Below are 14,537 nucleotides of genomic sequence, written 5' to 3'. Positions count from 1 at the left end.
GAGCGTCGTACCGTGCGGCATGGATCTCGTCTGTCCCAAGTGCCAGGGAACGATGCGCACCTACGAGCGCAACGGCGTCCACGTCGACCAGTGCACCGAGTGCCGTGGCATCTTCCTCGACCGCGGTGAGCTCGAGCGGCTCATCGACGCCGAGAACTCCTGGCACGGCGCGCAGCAGCGGGCCCAGCCGGCCCCGCAGCAGCACGGCGCCGCCCAGCAGTACGGCACCCCGCAGCCGCACGGCGCTCCGCAGCAGCACGGCGCGCAGTACCCGGCCGCCGGCGGAGCGGGCCTGGGCGCCGTGGTGAACGAGGTGCTCGGCGCGGTGACCCGGTCGTCGTCGTCCTCGCACGGCTCGTACGGCTCGCACGGGAAGAAGCGCAAGGAGTCGTTCCTGTCCGACCTGTTCGGCTAGGGCGACACCTCACCTCCGCGGACGGTCGTGCTCTGCACACACCTGTAGGCAGAGCACTACTGCGCACGGCAGGACCTCCCGGCCGGCCGCCGGTAGGTTCCCGGCCGTGGCGGGGCGGGAGCTGGTCGTGCTCGGCACCGCCAGCCAGGCGCCCACCCGCACCCGCAACCACAACGCCTACCTGCTGCGCTGGGACGGCCGCGGCTTCCTGTTCGACCCCGGCGAGGGCACCCAGCGGCAGATGCTGCTGGCCGGGGTCCCCAGCAGCGCGGTCCACCGGGTGCTGGTCAGCCACTTCCACGGCGACCACTGCCTGGGCCTGCCCGGGGTGGTGCAGCGGATGTCCCTCGACGGCGTCCCGCACCCGGTCGCAGTGCACTACCCGGCGTCGGGACAGGTCTTCTTCGACCGGCTGCGGCACGCCAGCGCCTTCGCCGACCTCGCCGACATCCGCGCCGAGCCGGTGCACTGCGAGGGCACCGTCGCCGAGGACCCCGCCGGCGTCCTCGAGGCGCGCCGGCTCGAGCACCCCGTGGAGACCTTCGGCTACCGCCTCGTCGAGCCCGACGGCGTGCGGATGCTGCCCGACCGGCTCGCCGCGGCCGGCGTCACCGGCCCCGACGTCGGCCGGCTGCAGCGCGAGGGCGTGCTGCACGCCGGCGGGCGCACTGTCCGGATCGGGGAGGTCAGCGTCCCGCGTCGCGGTCAGCGGTTCGCCTTCGTCATGGACACCCGCCTGTGCGCCAACGTCGCGGCCCTGGCCGACGGCGCGGACCTGCTGGTCATCGAGGCCACCTTCCTGCACGAGGACGCCGAGCTGGCCCGGCGGTACGGCCACCTCACCGCGCGCCAGGCGGCCCGCGTCGCGGCGGAGGCGGGCGTGCGGCGGCTCGTGCTCACCCACTTCTCCCAGCGCTACGCCGACCCCCGCCGGTTCGAGGACGAAGCGCGCGCGGAGTACGACGGCGACCTCGTCGTCGCTTCCGACCTGCAGCGCGTGCCGGTGCCCGCGCGGGTCGACGTCGCGGCGGGTGACGGCGGCCCGGCCGGGTAGCCCGGGGACCCGCACCCGAGGAGGACCCGATGCCCCGGCTCGACGCGACCACGCTGTCCCGACTGAGCGCGTCGGTGCGGATCCCGCGCTACGAGCGGCCGGCGGTGCGGACCGGCATCGTCCACCTGGGCGTCGGCGGCTTCCACCGGTCCCACCAGGCCGTGTACGTCGACGACCTGCTCACGGCCGGGCACCGCGACTGGGGGATCTGCGGCGTGGGCGTGCTGCCCTCGGACCGGCGCATGGCCGAGGTCATGGCGGCCCAGGACCGCCTGTACACGCTGGTCGTCAAGCACCCGGACGGCTACCTCGACGCGCGGGTGGTCGGCTCGCTGGCGGACTACCTGCTCGCGCCGGACGACCCCGACGCGGTCGTGGAGGCGATGGCCGCGCCCGGCACCCGGATCGTGTCGCTGACCGTGACCGAGGGCGGGTACAACACCTCGCCCGACACCGGCGCCTTCGACGCCACGGCGCCGGCGGTGGTCGCCGACCTGCGGCCCGGCGCGCCGCCGCGGACGGTGTTCGCCCTGGTCACCGAGGCGCTGGTGCGGCGGCGCGAGCGCGGGGTGGCGCCCTTCGCCGTCGTCTCGTGCGACAACATCCCCGGCAACGGGCACCTGGCCCGCGCGAGCTTCGCCGCCTTCGCAGCGCTGCGCGACCCCGCGCTGGGGGAGTGGGTGGCGGCCGAGGTGCCCTTCCCGGACTCGATGGTCGACCGGATCACGCCGGTGACCACCGACGCCGACCGGGCCCAGCTCACCGCCGCCACCGGCGTCGAGGACGCCTGGCCGGTGGTGTGCGAGCCGTGGACGCAGTGGGTGCTCGAGGACTCCTTCCCCGGGGGCCGCCCGCCGCTGGAGGACGTCGGCGTGCAGCTCGTGGCCGACGTCGCCCCCTACGAGACGATGAAGCTGCGGCTGCTCAACGCCGGGCACCAGGTGCTCGCCCACCTCGGTCGGCTGGCCGGTCACGAGCACGTGCACGACGCCTGCCAGGACCCGCTGTTCCGCGCGCTGCTGCTCGGCTACCTCGACGAGGAGGCCACCCCGACCCTGCCGCCGGTGCCCGGCATCGACCTGCGCCGCTACCGGTCCGACCTGGTGGGCCGCTTCGCCAACCCCGCCGTCCGCGACACCCTGACCCGGATCTGCGAGAACGCCTCCGACCGCGTCCCGCAGTTCCTCCTCCCGGTGCTGCGGGACGACCTCGCCGCGGGACGGGAGATCCGCCGGTCGGTGGCGGTCCTCGCCGGCTGGGCGCGCACGGCGGAGGGGGCCGACGACGCGGGCCGGCCGATCGAGCTGTCCGACCCGCGGCGCGACGCGCTGCTCGCCCGCGCCCGGGACCCCGACCCGCTGGCCTTCCTCCGCGAGACCGACGTCTTCGGCGACCTCGCCGACGACCCGCGGGTGGCCGCGGCGTTCGTGGAGACGCTGACCTCGCTGCGGCAGCGGGGGGTCCGGGCCACGGTCGAGGACCTCGTCCGCGGTCCCCGAGCCCGGCCGGCCGGGTAGAACGGTGCGGTGTCCGACTTCGAACCCGACTGGTTCGGCCTGCTCGGCCGCGAGCTGCTCCGCGAGCGCCGTGCCGCGCTCATCGCCGAGGCCTGCGCGTGGAGCGTGGGCCTGTCCGACCGGCCGCACCACCTGCGGCTGCGCGGCCGGCTGGTGGCCACCGGCTCGACGATCGGCGACCGGGCCGCCACCGGCCAGCCGCTGTCGGGGGAGGAGGACGGCCGCATCGAGCTCGGCGACGCCACACCCGGCAGCTTCCAGGACGCGCTCAACGCCGTCGACGCCGACGGCACCGTGTTCGCCGACCGGTTCGACCGCGAGGTGATCGAGCCGTTCGTGCACGAGACCTGCGTGCTCGCCGCCGTCCGCGCCCGCCGCACCCGGCCCGGTCAGTGGGCCGAGCTGCTCGACGAGCTGGGGGAGGACCCCGCCGACGCCGACCCGGCCGACGTCGTCCGCGCCGGTGACTGGGAGGAGCCGCTGCGCACCGAGGCCGAGCACGTCGTGCTGGCCGCGCTGGGGCGGGCGCCGCTGCTGGAGGTCGAGTCCGAGGGGCTGCCGCTGTCGCTGGTGCGCGCCGCCGAGGCCACCGCGCGGGCGGCCGCGCCGGCGCCGCCGCCGGACGAGGGCGACGAGGACCTCTCGGGCGCGCTGTTCCTCGCGCTGGCCGCCGTCCGGGAGGCGGGGTTGCCCTCGCCGGTGCCGCCGGCCGAGGCCCGCCGGCTGCTGGCCGTCCTCGTGGAGCAGGGACTCGAGCCCGAGGAGGTCACCGGGGTGCTGCCGCACCTGCCGCTGGCCGAGGGGACCGCCGGGCGGGTGCGCGAGCTGCTCAGCTGAGCGGCAGGCCGGTGTAGTTCTCGGCCAGCTCGCGGGCCGCGGTCTCCGAGGAGCACACCCGGCGCAGCTGGGCCAGCTGCAGCTCGGCGTCGAACGGGTCGCCGGTGGTGTGCAGCATCGAGGTCATCCACCAGGAGAAGTGGGTGGCCCGCCACACCCGCTGCAGCGCGGTGTCGGAGTAGGCGTCGGCGAGGTCGGACTCCTTCTCCTGCAGCAGCCGCACCAGCGCCCGGGACAGCAGCACGACGTCGGCGACGGCCAGGTTGAGGCCCTTGGCGCCGGTGGGCGGCACGATGTGCGCGGCGTCGCCGGCGAGGAACAGCCGCCCCCGGCGCATCGGGGCGCTGACGAACGAGCGCATCGGCAGGATCGACTTCTCGGTCACCGGGCCGGTGCTGATCTCCCAGCCCTCGTGCGCGAACCGGGTGGCCAGCGACTCCCAGATCCGGTCGTCGGACCAGTCCTCGATCCGCTCCGACGGGTCCACCTGCAGGTACAGCCGCGACACCGACGGCGAGCGCATGGAGTACAGCGCGAACCCGTCGGGGTGCCAGGCGTAGATGAGCTCGTCGGTGGCCGGGGCGGCGTCGGCGAGGATCCCCAGCCACGCGTAGGGGTAGGTGCGCTCCCACAGCCGCTGCCGCGTGCCCTCGGCGACGACGGCGCGCGACGGGCCGTGGAAGCCGTCGGTGCCCGCGACGACGTCGCACTCCAGCACCTGCGGGTGCCCCTCGGCGTCGGTGAACCGGATCCGCGGGCTGTCGGTGTCGACGTCCTCGACGGCGACGTCGGAGACCTCGAAGTGCAGCGGCGGGCCGCCGGCGAGCTGCGCGGCGACGAGGTCCTTGACCACCTCGGTCTGCCCGTAGACCCACACCCGGCGGCCGCACAGCGCCGGGAAGTCGAGGGTGGCGCGCACGCCCGGGTACTGCAGGTGGATGCCGCGGTGCTCGAGGCCCTGCCGGTGCAGCCGGTCGCCCAGACCCGCCTCGGTGAGCACGTCGACGGTGTTCTGCTCGAGGATCCCCGCGCGGATCCGGGCCTCGACGTACTCCCGCGAGCGGTTCTCCAGCACCACCGAGTCGACGCCCTGCAGGGCGAGCAGCCGCGACAGCAGCAGGCCGGCCGGGCCGGCGCCGATGATCCCCACCTGGGTGCGCATGCGGCCGAGTGTGACCCCGGCTACGCCCGGCAGGACACCGCCGCCTCCCGGTCAGCGGAAGGGAGCCGTGCCAGCGAGCGCGCGCCCGATGCCGCGCGCGGCCACCTCGAGCACCGGCACCAGGCGGGGCAGGTCGCGCCGGTGGCTGGGGACGACGATCCCGAGCGCCGCCGCGACGACGGTGCTGCCGGGGCGCTCCACGCGCACCGGGACGGCGACCGACAGCGTGCCCAGCGACATCTCCTCCGCGGTGCGCGCCCAGCCCCGCCGGCGCACCTCGCCGAGCTCCCGGCGCAGCCGCCCGGGGTCGACCACGGTGTGCCGGGTGGCCCGCACGGGTGCGGCGAGGACCTCGGCGACGACCTCGTCGGGGGCGGCGGCCAGCAGGACCTTGCCGACCCCGGTGGCGTGCAGCGGCAGCCGGCTGCCGACCTGGCTGACCACCGGAACCGACTCGCGGCCCGAGATCCGCTCCACGTACAGCGCGCTGGTCCCGTCGCGCACGGCGAGGTGGACGGTGTCGCGGGTGGCGGTGTGCACGTCGAGCAGGAAGGGCGCGGCCACCTGGCGCAGCTCGAGCTGCACGGGGGCGAGCAGGCCGAGGTCCCACAGCTTGCGGCCGATCTCGTAGCGGCCGTCGGCGCGGCGGGACAGCGCGCCCCAGCCGGTGAGCTCGGCGAGCAGTCGGTGCGCCGTCGTCAGCGGGGTGCCCGACCGCTCGGCGATCTCGCTGAGCGACAGCCGCGGCGCCGCGGCGTCGAACGCGTCGAGCAGCGCCAGGGCGCGGGAGGTCACCGATCGCCCACCCTCGGCCGCGCCGCCCGCCACGGCGGCAGTCTCCCACCCAGCGGAAGGGCCGGAGGCTGGGGTCTTGCCGGTCTGTTCCGCGGACCGGTGTGCTGGGCCGGACGCCGGGGAGGTGGGCATGACCGAGTCCGTCCGGCTGCCGCTGGCCTACCACGACACGGCGGTGGCCTGCTCCTACCACCTCGCCTCGGCGGAGGCGGTCGCCGCGGCCCTGCCGCGGCGCGCAGGCCGGCCGCTGCTGCGGCCGATACCGCTGCCGGGCGGCCGCACGCTGGTCGCGGTGCACGCCTACCGCTACCGCACCGTCACCTGGACCGACGCCGACGGCGGCACGCACACCGTGGCGCCCTACGGCGAGGTCGGGGTGACCGCCGGCGTCCTCGCCGGCCCGGCGGCGCGCCGCAGGACCCGGCCCGCGATCGGCGGGTTCGTGCTCCAGCTCCCGGTGACCTCGCGGGAGGCCCGCGACCTGGGCCGCGAGGAGTGGGGGCTGCCCAAGTGGCTCGCCGACATGGACTTCCTCGACGCCGCCGACCGCCAGGTGGTGCGGCTGTCCGAGGGCGGGACCGAGGTGCTCACCCACACCGTGCGGACGTGGGGCCCGGCGCTGCGCGGGACCGGCACGCGCCGGCTGTGGTCGGTGCGGGACGGGCGGCTGCACGAGACGACGATCCCGGTGCTCGCCCGGTGGCAGGCCCGGCCGGGTCCGGGCAGGGCCGGGCTCGTGCTGGGGGAGCACCCGGTGGCCGGCGCGCTGCGCCGGCTCGAGCTGTCCCCGGCGCTGGCCGCCTTCCGCGCCGTCGAGTACCGCAGCACGCTGCCGGCGGGCCGGCCACTCGGCGCCGCCGACGCCGCGCCGCCCGCGCCGTACGCCGGCAGCGACGCCCCCGTCGGCCGGTTCACCGTGGCGCACCCGGGGACCGCACCGCTGTCGCAGTACCCGGCGGGCGCGCTGGTCCGATCAGCCGCCGCCCGGTAGTTCCTCGTCGAGCGCCGCCCAGGGGCCCAGCGCCGCGCCGGCCGCGCGCTCGGCCGCCTCCTCCGCGTCGCCGAGCGCGGCCCGCAGCGTCTCCCGGAGCCGGTCGGCCAGCGCCTGGTGCGGCGACCAGCGGGCCACCCCGAGGGCGGCGCGGGCGTTCTCGGCCGCGCCGGCCAGCCGGGCGGCCGGCGCGTGCCGGCCCTGGGCGAGGGCCAGCCCGGCGAGCACCTCCAGGCAGGAGGCCACGCCCTCCAGGTCGCGGGTCCGGCGGTGCAGCGCGGCGGCCTCCTCCAGCCGGGCGCGGGCGCGCGGCAGGTCCCCGGACAGCAGCGCGGCCAGCGCGAGGGTGTCGGTCAGCAGCGCGGTGAGCTGGTCGTCGGCGGCCGCGCGGGCCAGGCCGCGGGCCTCGTCGGCGACCCGCTCGGCTCCCTCGAGGTCCCCCGCCGCGAGCGCCACCCCGCCGCGCAGCATCCCGTTGAACGCGACCGACCACCCGTCCCCGCTGCGCCGCAGCTCGGCGAGGGCCTCGTCGAGCCGCGGGGCGACGCGGGGGTCCCCCGGGGGCAGGGTCATGGCCTCCGCGCCCAGGCCGTGGCCGACCAGCCAGACGTCGCCGCGCCGGCGGGCGTCGGCCACCAGCCCGTCGAGCAGCGGCGCCGCCGTCGCCGGCGAGCCCATCGCGATCCGCAGCGCCGCGCGGGCCCAGGCCAGCCGGCCGGCGAGGTCGGGCGGCAGCGCGGCGGCCGAGGGCAGCCGCGCGGTCTGCTCGGCGAGCTCGGCCATGGCCGGCAGCAGCCCGCGCGCCCACCACCAGCGGACCAGCGGCGCGGTCAGCCGCACGGCCAGCTCGGCGCGGTCGGTGGCCACCGCCCAGCGCAGCGCGGCCCGCAGGTCGGCGGTCTCCGCGTCGAGCCGGGCGCGCCACAGCTGCGCCGCCGGGCCGGCCAGCCCGGCGCCCGCGTCGGCGCCCAGGCCCGCCATGTGCTCGGCCCACCGGGCGCGGGTCGCCTCCTCCTCGCCGCGCTCCCGCAGCCGCTCGGCGGCGTAGGCCCGGACCAGCTCCAGCATGCGGAACCGCGGCTCGCCGTCGCCGGTGTCGGTGGGGCTCACCAGGCTGTGCCCGACCAGGTCCGACAGCGTCTCCACGACGTCGAGGTCGTCGCCGTCGGCGCCCACCGCCTCGGCGGTGTCGAGCGTGCAGCCGTCGGCGCACACCGACAGCCGGGCCAGCAGCGCCCGGCCCCGCTCGTCGAGCAGGTCGTGGCTCCAGGCGATCGTGGCCCGCAGCGTGCGCTGGCGGTCGGGGACGTCGACGTCGGGGTCGCCCATGTCGAGGGCACGGTCGAGCGCGCGGTCGAGGCGGGCCAGCAGCAGCCGCGGGGGCAGCGTGCGCACCCGGGCCGCGGCCAGCTCCACCGCCAGCGGCAGGCCGTCGAGGCGGCGGACCAGCTCCGCGACCGGGCCCGCGGTGGCCTCGGTGAGGACGAAGCCGGGGTCGGCCTGCTGGGCGCGGGCGACGAAGAGGTCCACGGCGGGCACCCCGGTCACGTCCGCGACACCGGCGTCGCCCGGCGCCGGTGTCCCCAGCGGCTCGATCGGCACGTCGTGCTCGCCGCGCAGCCGCAGCACGGTGCGGCTGGTCACCAGCAGCTGGGTCGACGGACAGCGGGCCAGCAGCGTCGCCAGGCCGGGCACGGCCGCCGTCACGTGCTCGAGGTTGTCGACGACCAGCAGCGCCCGCCGGCCGGCCAGCCGGTCGGCGACCAGGTCGAGCAGCGGACGCCGGCCCTCGGCCGCCACCCCGACCGCCTCGGCGACGGCGGCGGGGACGTCGGCGGCGTCCCGGACGGCGGAGAGGTCGACGAACCAGGTGCCGTCGCGGCCGGGCTCCACGGCGGCGGCCGCGGCCAGCGCCAGCCGGGTCTTGCCGATGCCACCCGGGCCGGTGAGCGCCACCAGCCGGACGGCCGGGTCGCGGAGCAGGCCGGTCACCGTGGCCAGCTCGGCCGTGCGGTCGACCATGGGGGTGGGCGGCGTCGGCAGCCAGCCCGCCGCCAGCCCGGACGGCGTCGGGGAGGGCCGGCCGAAGCGCTCGCTGAGCAGCACGGCGAGGTCGTCGGCGACCAGGTCGGCGAGCCCGGCCGGGTCGCGGTAGGGGGTGGTCGACATGCCGCCCTCGGCCTGCACCCGCGCGAGCAGCCGGGTCAGCCGGGGGTCGCGGTCGGGGGCCGGCGTGCGGACGTAGAGCAACCGGGGCATGCCCGCCGACAGCACGAGCTCGTCCTCCAGGCCCGAGATCGTCATGTCCGGGCCGACCCAGCCGTAGCGGTCGCCGTAGATCCCGACGAAGACCTCGCTCTGGGCGAGGTAGGCGCGGTAGAGGTCGCGCGGTGGGTGCGGGCGGGCCCCGAGCTCGAACATGACCGGGGTCAGCCGCAGGCGGGCGATGGCGTCGCGGACGGCGCGCCGCTCGGCCGCCAGCTCCTCGAGGGTGGAGGAGACGAAGACCCGCAGCCGGCGGTCGGGGGTCGCGATGGGCGGGGGAGGGGCGCCGGGCACGTCCGCCACTGCGGTCACGTGCGTGCACCTCCCGCCCGGTCGACGGGCGCTCGGCCCGTCCGGGGTCGCCGACGCCGGGGAGTCTGCCGACGCCGCGAGTCTAGGGACGGCCCGCCGTCCCGTCACGGGCGTCCCGGAACCCGGTGACAGGGCCCCGGCCAGGGTGGTTGCATACCGGCGGCCGACGACAGCACGGGGGACGCGCACTCGGAGACCACCGTGACCCGTGCCCCCGCCCAGCCCGGTCCCTCCCGGCTCCTCCCGGTCCGCGACGGGGCGCCGTCGTGACCGCCCACGACCCCGGCGCCGCGCTGGTCGTCGTCACCCGGGACGCCGGCGTGCGCACCGCCACCACCCGGGAGCTCGAGCGCCGCTACGGCAGCGACTACCGGATCGTGTCCGGTGCCGACCCGGCCGAGGCGGAGGCGGCCATGGGCGCGGCGGGCGACCCGCCGGTGGCCGTGCTGCTGGGCGGGCTCGGGGACGCCGACCCCGACGGGCTCGACGTGCTGCGCGCCTGCCACGGCCGGTACCCCGGCGCGGTGGCGGTGGCGCTGGTGCGGTGGGGGGCCTTCGAGACCGCCCGGCCCATCTTCGAGGCGATCACCGTGGGCCAGCTCGACCGCTGGGTCTACGCGCCGCAGGGGCGCGCCGACGAGGAGTTCCACCGCTCGGTCACCGAGATCCTCGACGAGTGGTCCTCGCGGCGGGGCGGCGGGTTCGAGGCGGTGCGGATCATCGGGGACCAGTGGGACCCGCACGCGCAGCACCTGCGCGACCAGATGACCCGCAACCGCATCCCGATCGGCGTCTACGAGGCGGGCTCCCCCGAGGGCCGCGCGATGCTCGCCGACCTCGAGCTCGAGCAGCCCCGGCTGCCGGTGGTCGTCGTCCGCTTCCGGCCCGAGCACACCGTGCTCGAGGCCCCGACCGACCTTGAGGTGGCCGAGGCGTTCGGCCTGTTCGACCCGCTGGACACCGAGGCCGTCCACGACGTCGCCATCGTCGGTGCCGGGCCCGCGGGTCTCGGCGCCAGCGTCTACGCCGCGTCCGAGGGGCTCGACACCCTGCACCTGGAGTGCGAGGCGGTCGGCGGGCAGGCCGGCACCAGCTCGCTGATCCGCAACTACCTCGGGTTCCCCACCGGCGTCAGCGGCAGCCGGCTGGCGTTCTCCGCCTACCTGCAGGCGTGGGCGTTCGGCACGACGTTCTCCTTCATGCGCACCGCCACGGCGCTGACCACCGAGGGCGGCGTGCACCGGCTCACCCTCAACGACGGGTCCACGGTGCAGGCGCGGACGGTGGTGGTGGCCACCGGCGCGGCCTGGCGTCGGATCGGCGTGCCGGAGCTGGAGTCGTTCACCGGCCGCGGCGTCTTCTACGGGGCGGCGGTCAGCGAGGCCCCGGCGATGGCCGGCCGGCACGTCTTCGTCGTCGGCGGCGGCAACTCGGCCGGCCAGGCGGCGGTGTACCTCTCGCGGTACGCCGAGAAGGTGACCCTGCTGGTCCGCCGCGCGTCGCTGACCGAGACGATGTCGGACTACCTCATCCGCGAGCTGGTGGCGCTGCCGCGGGTGGAGATCCGGTACCGGGTGCAGGTGGTCGGCGGGAGCGGCAGCGACGTCCTGGAGTCGGTGGTGCTGCGCGACCTCGACACCGGCGCCGAGACCGAGGAGACGGGGATGCTGTTCGTGATGATCGGCAGCGAACCGCGCACCGACTGGCTCGCCGGCACCCTGGCGCGCAACCGCTGGGGCTTCCTGCTCACCGGCGCCTCGCTCACCACCGAGGACGCCTCGCCGGCGTGGCCGCTGGAGCGGCCGCCGGCCCTGCTGGAGACCAGCACGCCGGGTGTCTTCGCGGCCGGCGACGTGCGCCAGGGATCGGTCAAGCGGGTCGCCTCGGCGGTGGGGGAAGGCGCGCTGGCGGTGACGCTGGTGCACGCCCACCTGGCCGAGCTCGCCGGCGCCGCGGCCGGCCGCTGACCCCCTCGGACTTCCTCCCAGCGGAACCGGACGCTTGGGACGGCTCCCGCCCGGACGTACGTTCCCGGCATGACCCGGACCACACCCGAGGTGACGCCACCGGGGCTGCGGCTGCCCCGCTACCTGCGCGCGGACGCCGCGGCGCGCACCCCGGTGGGCTTCCCCGGGTACCGCAGCACCGCGCTGCGCGCGCCGCTGCGGACCCCGGTCGACCTGCCGCAGCGGCTCACCGAGGTGACCGGTCCACTGCTCGGCGAGGACCGCGTGCGCCCCGAGGACGCCGACCTCACCCGGCGCGCCGGCGGCGAGGCCGTGGGTCAGCGGATCGTCGTCCACGGCCGCGTGCTCGACAGCGACGGCCGGCCGGTGCCCGACACCCTGGTGGAGGTCTGGCAGGCCAACGCGGCCGGTCGCTACCGGCACGTCGTCGACACCTGGCCCGCGCCGCTGGACCCGCACTTCGACGGCCTCGGCCGGGTCGTGACCGACGCCGAGGGACGCTACGAGTTCCTCACCGTCAAGCCCGGCGCCTATCCCTGGCGCAACCACGACAACGCCTGGCGGCCGGCCCACATCCACTTCTCGCTGTTCGGCCGGGCCTTCACCCAGCGCCTGGTGACGCAGATGTACTTCCCCGACGACCCGCTCTTCTCCCAGGACCCGATCTACAACGCCATCCCCGAGGCGGCCCGGCCGGCGGCGGTCAGCCGCTTCGACCACCAGCGCACCGTCGACCACTGGGCGCTGGCCTTCGAGTGGGACGTCGTGCTGCGCGGCGCCGACCGGACGCCGTTCGAGACCGAGGACGACGGGGACGTCGCGTGAGCCGCCTCCCTCTCACGCCGAGCGCCACCGTCGGCCCGTACCTGGCGATCGGGCTGACCTGGGAGGGCGGCGAGTTCGTCGTCCCGCCCGGCACCGAGGGCGCGATCTGGATCCGCGGGACGGTGTTCGACGGCAACGGTGACGTCGTCCCCGACGCGATGATCGAGACCTGGCAGGCCGACCCCGACGGCCGCTTCGACCACCCCGACGACCCGCGGGGCGCGGTCGCCCGCCCGGGTTTCACCGGGTTCGGCCGCGTGCAGACCGTGCCCGACGGCGAGTACGCCGTCTGCACGCTCAAGCCCGGCCGGGTGCCCGACGGCGAGGGCGGGCTGCAGGCGCCGCACGTCGACGTCTCGGTGTTCGCGCGCGGCCTGCTCGACCGGGTGGTCACCCGCGTCTACTTCGCCGACGAGGCCGCGGCCAACGCCGATGACGCCGTCCTGCGGTCGCTGCCGGAGGACCGGCGGTCGACGCTGCTGGCCACCCCGACCGACGACGGGTACCGCTTCGACGTGCACCTCCAGGGGGACCGCGAGACGGTCTTCTTCGCCGTCTGAGCGCGACGGCCGGTGGGGAGGACGTCGTGACGGGTCTGTTCGCCGGCACCTTCGCCCGCGGCGGTGCGGCGGCGGCGGTCTCCGACGACGCCTGGTTCCGCGCGCTGCTCGAGGTCGAGGCGGCGCTGGCCCGGGCCGCGGCGTCGGTGGGCCTGGTGCCGGCGACGGCGGCCGACGCGGTGGCCGCGGCCTGCGCCGACCCGTCGCGGCTCGACCTCGCCGGCGTCGTCGCCCGTGCGGCCGACGCCGGCAACCCGGTGCCGCCGCTGGTGCGCGCGCTGCAGGACGCGGTGGGCGAGCGCGACGCGGTCGCCGTGCACGTGGGCGCGACCAGCCAGGACGTCGTCGACACGGCCCTGGTGCTGCTGGCCCGGTCGGCGGTCGCTGCGCTCGACGCCGACCTCGCCGCCGCGGCCGGGCGGTGCGCGGAGTTGGCCCGCGCGCACCGCGACGACCCGGTCATGGGCCGGACGCTGATGCAGCAGGCGCTGCCGACGACCTTCGGGCTCAAGGCGGCGACGTGGCTGGCCGGGCTCGACGGCGCGCGGCTGCGGCTGGCCGAGGTGGTGGCCACGCTGCCGGTGCAGTACGGCGGCGCGGTGGGCACGCTCGCGGCGTCGTCGGGTGCCGGGGTGGTGCTGCGGGAGGCGCTGGCCGGCGGGCTCGGGCTGGTGGCGCCCGCGGTGCCGTGGTCGACCGTGCGGCTGCCGGTGGCCGACCTCGCCGGGGCGCTCGGCGCGACCGCGGGGGTGGTGGCCACCGTGGCCGTCGACGTGGTGCTGCTGGCCCAGTCGGAGGTCGCGGAGGTCACCGAGGCCGGCGAGGGGCGCGGCGGGTCCTCCGCCATGCCGCACAAGCGCAACCCGGTGGCGGCGATCTCGGCGCGGGCGTGCGCGCGGCGGGCGCCGGGGCTGGTGGCCACGCTGCTCGGCGCGATGGAGCAGGAGCACGAGCGGGCGGCCGGTGCCTGGCACAGCGAGTGGCCCACGCTCACCGACCTGCTGGTCACGGTCGGCTCGGCGGCGTCGTGGCTGGCGGAGGGCCTGCGCGGGCTGCGGCCCGACGTCGACCGGATGGCCGCGACCGTGGCCGCGGCGGGCGAGGGGCCGCTGGCCGGTGCGCTGGCCGAGGCCCTCGCGCCGGCGCTGGGACGCGGCGGGGCGCACGACGCGGCGGCCGCGGCGACCCGCGAGGCACGCGCGTCGGGCCGGCCGCTGGCCGAGCTGGTGGCCGCGCGCGACGACGTCGACGCCGCCGCGGTGCTCGCCGCGGCCGCGCCGGACGTGGGGGAGGCCGGCGCCCAGGTGGACGCGGCGCTGTCCGAGCACGAGAGGCTGGTGGAGGGAGCGCCGTGAGCGCGGTCGAGGTCAGCTACACCGTGGACGGGCCGGCCGACGCGCCGGTCGTCGTCCTGTCCAACTCGCTGGGCGCGACCCGCGGGATGTGGGACCCGCAGGTGCCGGCGCTGGCCGAGCGCTACCGGGTGGTCACCTACGACGCCCGGGGGCACGGGGAGTCGCCGGCGCCGGCCGGGCCGTACACGGTCGACGACCTCGCCGACGACGTCGTCGCGCTGCTCGACCGGCTCGGCGTGCGGCGGGCGCACGTGGCCGGCCTGTCGCTGGGCGGGATGACGGCGATGCGGCTGGCCGCCCGCGAGCCGTCGCGGGTGGACCGGCTGGCGCTGTTGTGCACGTCGGCGGCGCCCGACCCGCAGGGGTTCCTCGACCGGGGGGGGGGGGCGCGGGCGGGGGGCGCCCCCCCGCGGCCGCCCCCGCGCGTCGGGCCCCAGATCAAGACCCAGCACCACCGGCCGGCCACCCCCCCCCCCCCGCCG

The 14,537-nt window shown here is 77.3% G+C and carries 13 protein-coding genes; 10 read left to right on the top strand and 3 right to left on the bottom strand.

The features are described from left to right. The first annotated feature begins 19 nt into the window (after nt 1–19). The 4 genes from ACI78U_RS12855 to ACI78U_RS12840 all read left to right on the top strand — a co-directional run bounded on the left by ACI78U_RS12855 (nt 20) and on the right by ACI78U_RS12840 (nt 3,823). Nucleotides 20–415: a TFIIB-type zinc ribbon-containing protein gene (locus ACI78U_RS12855; RefSeq protein WP_456875709.1), complete on the top strand. Its 396-nt coding sequence runs from the start codon at nt 20–22 to the stop codon at nt 413–415. A 106-nt stretch (nt 416–521) separates the two neighbouring features. After that, a complete protein-coding gene (locus tag ACI78U_RS12850) occupies nt 522–1,469 on the top strand; it encodes a ribonuclease Z (RefSeq protein ID WP_456875708.1) in 948 nt (315 codons plus the stop codon). A 29-nt stretch (nt 1,470–1,498) separates the two neighbouring features. After that, nucleotides 1,499–2,986, top strand: coding sequence for a mannitol dehydrogenase family protein (locus ACI78U_RS12845; RefSeq protein WP_456875707.1), 1,488 nt, complete (start codon nt 1,499–1,501; stop codon nt 2,984–2,986). Nucleotides 2,987–2,995: 9 nt separating this feature from the next. After that, entirely contained in the window at nt 2,996–3,823 is an 828-nt protein-coding gene (locus tag ACI78U_RS12840; RefSeq protein WP_456875706.1) for a hypothetical protein, read from the top strand. On the opposite strand, the gene ACI78U_RS12835 is transcribed toward ACI78U_RS12840, so the two are convergent. Both ACI78U_RS12835 and ACI78U_RS12830 read right to left on the bottom strand, forming a co-directional pair. Continuing rightward, nucleotides 3,816–4,985, bottom strand: a complete 1,170-nt coding sequence (locus tag ACI78U_RS12835) for a 4-hydroxybenzoate 3-monooxygenase (RefSeq protein ID WP_456875705.1) — start codon at nt 4,983–4,985, stop codon at nt 3,816–3,818. The genes ACI78U_RS12840 and ACI78U_RS12835 overlap by 8 nt on opposite strands. 51 nt (nt 4,986–5,036) lie before the next feature. Continuing rightward, a complete protein-coding gene (locus ACI78U_RS12830; RefSeq protein ID WP_456875704.1) occupies nt 5,037–5,780 on the bottom strand; it encodes an IclR family transcriptional regulator in 744 nt (247 codons plus the stop codon). A gap of 130 nt (nt 5,781–5,910) precedes the next feature. Here ACI78U_RS12830 and ACI78U_RS12825 point away from each other — a divergent pair, with 130 nt between their 5' ends. After that, on the top strand, nt 5,911–6,771 hold the full coding sequence (locus tag ACI78U_RS12825) for an acetoacetate decarboxylase family protein (protein WP_456875703.1): 861 nt from the start codon (nt 5,911–5,913) through the stop codon (nt 6,769–6,771). On the opposite strand, the gene ACI78U_RS12820 is transcribed toward ACI78U_RS12825, so the two are convergent. Next, the gene (locus ACI78U_RS12820) at nt 6,754–9,348 is read right to left on the bottom strand and encodes an ATP-binding protein (protein ID WP_456875702.1); all 2,595 of its coding nucleotides are present in this window, start codon (nt 9,346–9,348) and stop codon (nt 6,754–6,756) included. The two genes, ACI78U_RS12825 and ACI78U_RS12820, sit on opposite strands and share 18 nt — an antisense overlap. Before the next feature lie 266 nt (nt 9,349–9,614). Here ACI78U_RS12820 and ACI78U_RS12815 point away from each other — a divergent pair, with 266 nt between their 5' ends. The 5 genes from ACI78U_RS12815 to ACI78U_RS12795 all read left to right on the top strand — a co-directional run. Further along, entirely contained in the window at nt 9,615–11,315 is a 1,701-nt protein-coding gene (locus ACI78U_RS12815; protein ID WP_456875701.1) for an FAD-dependent oxidoreductase, read from the top strand. 69 nt (nt 11,316–11,384) lie between these two features. Then, nucleotides 11,385–12,140: a protocatechuate 3,4-dioxygenase subunit beta gene (pcaH, locus tag ACI78U_RS12810; RefSeq protein WP_456875700.1), complete on the top strand. Its 756-nt coding sequence runs from the start codon at nt 11,385–11,387 to the stop codon at nt 12,138–12,140. Continuing rightward, nucleotides 12,137–12,700 carry a protocatechuate 3,4-dioxygenase subunit alpha gene (pcaG, locus tag ACI78U_RS12805; protein WP_456875699.1) on the top strand — a complete coding sequence of 188 codons (564 nt, stop codon included), beginning with the start codon at nt 12,137–12,139 and terminating at the stop codon, nt 12,698–12,700. Before pcaH ends, pcaG begins: the two co-directional genes overlap by 4 nt. Nucleotides 12,701–12,726: 26 nt before the next feature. Then, a complete protein-coding gene (gene pcaB, locus ACI78U_RS12800; RefSeq protein ID WP_456875698.1) occupies nt 12,727–14,055 on the top strand; it encodes a 3-carboxy-cis,cis-muconate cycloisomerase in 1,329 nt (442 codons plus the stop codon). Beyond that, nucleotides 14,052–14,537 (top strand): alpha/beta fold hydrolase (locus ACI78U_RS12795; protein WP_456875697.1); only part of this gene is annotated, 486 nt, incomplete at its 3' end. The genes pcaB and ACI78U_RS12795, both read left to right, overlap by 4 nt.

This window comes from Geodermatophilus sp. SYSU D00710, assembly GCF_054050195.1.
This window is presented reverse-complemented; position numbering and strand designations above follow the sequence as displayed.

Bases quoted from the DNA above. Each gene is read 5' to 3' on its own strand.
- ACI78U_RS12825 (WP_456875703.1), top strand. From the start codon at position 5,911: ATGACCGAGTCCGTCCGGCTGCCGCTGGCCTACCACGACACGGCGGTG.
- pcaH (WP_456875700.1), top strand. From the start codon at position 11,385: ATGACCCGGACCACACCCGAGGTGACGCCACCGGGGCTGCGGCTGCCC.
- ACI78U_RS12845 (WP_456875707.1), top strand. From the start codon at position 1,499: ATGCCCCGGCTCGACGCGACCACGCTGTCCCGACTGAGCGCGTCGGTG.
- ACI78U_RS12855 (WP_456875709.1), top strand. From the start codon at position 20: ATGGATCTCGTCTGTCCCAAGTGCCAGGGAACGATGCGCACCTACGAG.
- ACI78U_RS12835 (WP_456875705.1), bottom strand. From the start codon at position 4,985: ATGCGCACCCAGGTGGGGATCATCGGCGCCGGCCCGGCCGGCCTGCTG.